The organism is Stenotrophomonas sp. P5_B8 (assembly GCF_054049855.1).
In genome coordinates, this window is the sequence record NZ_JBFULO010000286.1 from 1 (window position 1) to 4,954 (window position 4,954).

The window sequence follows — 4,954 nt, forward strand, 5'->3', positions numbered from 1 at the left end:
CTCCTTGCCGGCCACCAGCGGCACCGGCCAGCCGCGCCCGTCGGGCGCCACCAGCAATGCCTCGCCGCCGGCCGGCAGCGCGCGTGCCGTGGCCCTGCCGGTGGCCAGCGCGGCGCTGCCGCCGTCATCGAGCAACCGCGCGGTCAGTGCCACGCTGCCGCCGGCCAGGACCTGCTGGCGGTCGGCCTGCAGTTGCAGTGCAAACGTACTGTTGGGTTCCAGCACCTGCACCACGTAGCGGCCCTGGGCCTGCGCACTCTGCAGCCGGTAGTTGCCCACCGCCGCACTGCTGCCGGTGCGCACCATCGCGCTGCCCTGCCCCACGCGCATGCCCGCGGCACGCAACTGCTGCGCGTCGACTACCTTGTCCACCGCCAGCACCCCGGCCGGATCGCGGACCTCCCACTGCTCCGGCGCCAATGCGCGCGCGCCCTGTACCGGGCTGACCTGGATAACCGCATCGGGGGCGGTCAGCGGCAGGTCCAGGCCACGCTGCAACGTGACGGCATCCACCATCTCCCAGTAGCTGCGGCTGCTGGCCACGAACGGGACGGGGGCGGCCAATGCCTGCGTCGGATCCAGGGCCCAGGCAAAGGTCACCGGCGCACGTTCGATGGCATCGCCGGAAAGCGGCGCGGTTTCCACGCGCGGTGCCACCTGGTCGCTGCTGCGCGCCGGCAGCAACGGCTGTGCGGCCTGCAGGGGCAGTGCCACCATCGCCGCGGCGACGGCGGCGGCAATCATCAGTCTTGACGTCATGGTGTACTCCTCACAGGGTCAGGTCGTTGCGCAGGATCGTGCCCAGGCCGAAGCACTCGCGGCGGCTCTGGTTGTGGCTCAGCGGTTCGGCGCCCTTGGTGCGCGCCTTGTCGGTGAACCACAGGCTGCCGGCGGCCTTCTGGCTGCTGCATTCCAGGAACCCATCGGAGCAGCTGTTCAACCAGTTCTGGGTGAACTCCAGGCCCACGTTCTGCGCGTAGCCACCGCAGTAGCTGTTGCTGTCCCACACCGCCGATTCCACGTCCGAGCCGACCACCACGCGGAAGGTCTTCGGCAACGCCGGCCGCCCGGCGGTGCCGTACAGATTCTGTGCGTTGTAGGTGGCCATGTGCCCCACCTGCTGCTGGCGCACGGCATCGCTCTTGTAGCCCAGCAGCCAGCCCACCGAGGTCTCGAAGGTGTTGCCGTTGAGCGCGGCATCGGCCAGCGGCGTGCCGGCCGAGGACGGCGCCAGCGCGGTGACCTTGCTGATGGTCTGGATCAGTTTTGGATAGCGGCTGTCGTAGGTGGGATTGGACAGGATCCAGCGCACCACGTTGCCGCCGTTGGAATGGGTGATCACCACCAGCCTGGTGATGCCCCGGGTGTTGATGAAGCTGGTCAATTGCCCGGCCAGGCAGCCGGCCGCTTCGGGCTTCCACATGTATTGTTCGAAATCGCAGTTCACCACCGTGTAGTTGCTGCTGTCAGGCAGCCCCTGGCGCACGGTGTCGATGATCGCCGGTTGCCAGTAGTCCGTGCGCGCATCGGTCTGTTTGCCGGTGCCGTGCACGAACGCCACCCCCACCACATCGGCCGCGTGCACGCTCCCGCACGCCAGCATCAAGCCCAGGGCGAGTCCACCGCCCGTCCTTCCCGCGTTGCTTCGCATCCGTTTTGCTCCCTTGCAGGTGATCCCCCTGATGACCGGCGCTACCGCGTTGCCATGTAGTGCATCTATCCATAGAGATATGACGAGTGATGGCGCCTTTGGCGAAACTATGTCGCGCCTCCATTGAAAACCGTGAACCAGTAGCGGGTTTCCGTTATCCAAGCGCCGGCCGTGCCGGATCTGGCCACATGACCAACGGCCACTGTCGCGGCCAGGTGAAGCTGCGATCATGCGGCTCTCCCCTCTTCGAGACCTGCCGATGCCTTCGTCCCTGCGCGCTCCTGCACTTCTGCGCCCGCTGCTGGCCACCGCCCTGCTGGCGACCCTGGCAGGCTGTGCGACGACGGCTGCGCCCGGGGCGACGGCGGTGGAAGCTTCGGTGACCACCAAGGCGACCGGCTACCTGCCGTCGGATGCCGTGCCGGACAGCCTGGCACTGGTGCCCGCACCGCCGGCGGCCGGTTCGGCCGGCTTCGCGCTGGACGAACAGGTCAGTCGCCAAGCCCGAGCGCTGCGCGGCAGCCCGCGCTTCGCGCAGGCCCATCGCGACGCCGAACTGGGCTTCCCGGCCGGTGCCAACCAGTTCTCCTGCGCCATCGACGTGGACGTGGATGCAGTGAAGACCCCGGCGTTGTACCGCCTGCTCGAGCGCAGCCGGATCGATGCCAGTGCCGCCACCCGCACGGCCAAGAAGCACTACCAGCGCGCGCGTCCGTTCATGGTCAACAACGAGCCGACCTGCTCGCCGGAAGACGAGAAGGACCTGCGCGGCAATGGCTCCTATCCGTCCGGCCACACGTCGATCGGCTGGACCTGGGCGCTGATACTGTCCGAGATCGTCCCCGATCGCGCCGACGCCATCCAGGCGCGCGGCCGCAACTACGGCGAGAGCCGCCTGGTGTGCAACGTGCACTGGCAGAGCGACATCCTGGAAGGTCGCTTCATGGGCGCCGCCGCGGTGGCACGACTGCACGACAACGCCGCGTTCAACAAGGACCTGCTGGCCGCGCGCAAGGAGATCGCCGCCGCGCGCAAGGCGGGGCTGCATTCCGCGCGGGATTGCGCGGCCGAAGAGGCGGTGTTGAAGGTGCGACCGGCGAGCGCGCTGTAACGCGACGCCTGCCGACGGCAGTGCATTACCGGTAGAGCCGACMGTTGGTCGGCTGCTCGCGCTGCTGATCGACAGCGTGCAGCGCCGAGCAACGGTCGGCGCTACCGAAGCGGCGAAATGGCGGAGGCCATCAACGAAGAACGGCGCGGATCTCTCCGCGCCGTTCCTGGTTTTTCACGACATGTGACGTTGCATCAGAACTTCGCGGTGAACTCCACGCCGAACGTGCGCGGCTCGTTGAGGAAGCCGGTGAGGTTGTTGAAGTCGATCGCGCCGACCACCCGGACCTGGTCGGTCAGGTTGCGGCCGTACACGGCCACGTCGTACTGGCCGTAATCCCAGTTGTAGCCCAGGCGCAGGCCACCTTCCAGCGACGAGCGGCCGCGGAACTCCGGCGACTCGTACAGGAAGAAGTTGACCTCGCTGCGGTAGGCCCAGTCGGTGTAGACGTACAGCTCGCTGGCATCGTTGAGCGGGAAGCCGGCACGCAGGGTCAGGTTGTGGATCCACTTCGGCGCCTGCGGCAACGGGTTGCCGTTGACCAGCGCGTAGGTGCCGCCATCGATGACCGTGGTCGGGTCGGTGATGGTGCAGCCGCCGCCGCAGATCGCCACCGCCAGGTCGCGGTCCTTGATCTCGGTGTCGTTGTAGCTGCTGCCCAAGGTGAGCAGGACGTGGTCGGTCAGGTAGGCTTCGACGTCCAGCTCCACGCCCTGGCCCAACGTCTTGTCGGCGTTGAGCAGGGTGGCGGTGTTGTTGCTGCCGCCCACCGCGATCAGCTGCTGGCCGTCGACGTTGTAGCGGAACACATTGAAGCCCAGGCGCGCGCGACGGTCGAACAGGTCGGCCTTGATGCCGGCCTCGTACGAAATCACCTTCTCCGAATCGGCCTGCGACACGCCACCGAAGGCCAACCGGCCCTGGATCGACGGTGCACGGAAGCCCTTGGCCACGCGCGCATACGCGTTGAGGTTGTCGGTGATCTTGTAGACACCGCTCAGGTCCCAGCTGACATCGTCGACATCGGTCTTGGCGATGTACGGGCCGCTCACCGGCGTACCACCGGACACGGCCTGCAGCACGCTGGCGCTGAAGTCCTTCTTGTCCTGCGTGTAACGCACGCCACCGCGCAGCTTGAAGCGCTCGGTCACGTCGAAATCGCCGGAGGCGAACGCCGCCCAGGCCTTGTTGCGCTGCTGCTGCACTGCGTGGCCGGTCTGCGGATTGCCCGGGGTCAGCGAGTCGTAGTTGAAGCTGTCGATGGTGACGTCTTCATCGAAGTAGAACACGCCGGCCTGCCAGTCCAGACGGCCCCATTCGTTGGATTCCACGCGGAATTCCTGGGTCCACTGGCGGTGGTGCGGCAGGCCATCGGCCGACTCGGACGGGAACGGGATGAAGCCCGGACCGTAGTTGCCCGCGCCAAGGAACGCCGCGCCGTAACCCCCGTCGATATCGCCATGGTTGAGCGATTCGGCGGTCTCATAGCCGGTGATCGAGTGCAGGGTCACCCGGCCCAGGTCCCACTTCAGGCGCGCGCTGCCGCCCCAGGTTTCCAGGTCGGAGAAGTTCTGGCCATCGGTGGCTACTTCATCGCGGTCGAAGTTCTCGACCAGCTGGTTGGTGCCCGGCTTGATGATGTTGGCGCGGAACAGCCGTGYGGTGCCGTTGAGTTTGCGCTTGTGCAGGTTGAACAGCGCTTCCACGTCGTCGCCTTCGTACAGGAACTGCACGCGTGCGGCGGCCTCGTCGTAGCCTTCAAAACCCTGTGCCGGTGCGTTGGCACGGGTGTTGGTGACCCAGTCGTCGCGGCGCTGGTACAGCGCCGACACACGTGCCGACCAGCGGTCGGTCAGCGGGCCACCGAAGGCGCCCTGCGTGTTCCAGGTGTTGTAGCTGCCGTAGGCCACCTTGATGTAACCGTCGGCGTCCTGCGACGGGCGCGCCGAATCGAACTTGACCACGCCGGCCGGCGTGTTGCGCCCGAACAGCGTGCCCTGCGGGCCGCGCAGCACTTCCACGCCGGCCAGGTCGAACAGCGGGAAGCCCTTCAACAGCGGGCTTTCCTGCACTACGTCGTCATACACCAGCGACACCGGCTGCGAGGCATTCAGATCGAAATCGGTGTTGCCCAGGCCGCGGATGTAGAAGCGCGGGAAGGCACGACCGTAGGACGATTCGATGTTCAGGCT

The 4,954-nt window shown here is 67.0% G+C and carries 4 protein-coding genes; 1 reads left to right on the forward strand and 3 read right to left on the reverse strand.

What is annotated here, in order from left to right; genetic code table 11:
• Nucleotides 1–759, reverse strand: a 759-nt coding sequence (locus tag ACXJKH_RS14535; protein WP_457320291.1) for a DUF4785 domain-containing protein, incomplete at its 3' end; no start/stop codon positions are given.
• A gap of 10 nt (nt 760–769) precedes the next feature.
• Nucleotides 770–1,651 carry a hypothetical protein gene (locus ACXJKH_RS14540; protein ID WP_457320293.1) on the reverse strand — a complete coding sequence of 294 codons (882 nt, stop codon included), beginning with the start codon at nt 1,649–1,651 and terminating at the stop codon, nt 770–772.
• Nucleotides 1,652–1,910: 259 nt separating this feature from the next.
• Between ACXJKH_RS14540 and ACXJKH_RS14545 the strand changes: the two genes are divergently transcribed.
• Nucleotides 1,911–2,762 (forward strand): acid phosphatase, encoded by an 852-nt coding sequence (locus tag ACXJKH_RS14545; protein WP_256776633.1) that lies wholly within the window; start codon nt 1,911–1,913, stop codon nt 2,760–2,762.
• A gap of 194 nt (nt 2,763–2,956) precedes the next feature.
• Here ACXJKH_RS14545 and ACXJKH_RS14550 read toward each other — a convergent pair.
• Nucleotides 2,957–4,954, reverse strand: a 1,998-nt coding sequence (locus ACXJKH_RS14550) for a TonB-dependent receptor (RefSeq protein WP_457320296.1), incomplete at its 5' end; no start/stop codon positions are given.

Bases quoted from the DNA above. Each gene is read 5' to 3' on its own strand.
- ACXJKH_RS14545 (WP_256776633.1), top strand. From the start codon at position 1,911: ATGCCTTCGTCCCTGCGCGCTCCTGCACTTCTGCGCCCGCTGCTGGCC.
- ACXJKH_RS14540 (WP_457320293.1), bottom strand. From the start codon at position 1,651: ATGCGAAGCAACGCGGGAAGGACGGGCGGTGGACTCGCCCTGGGCTTG.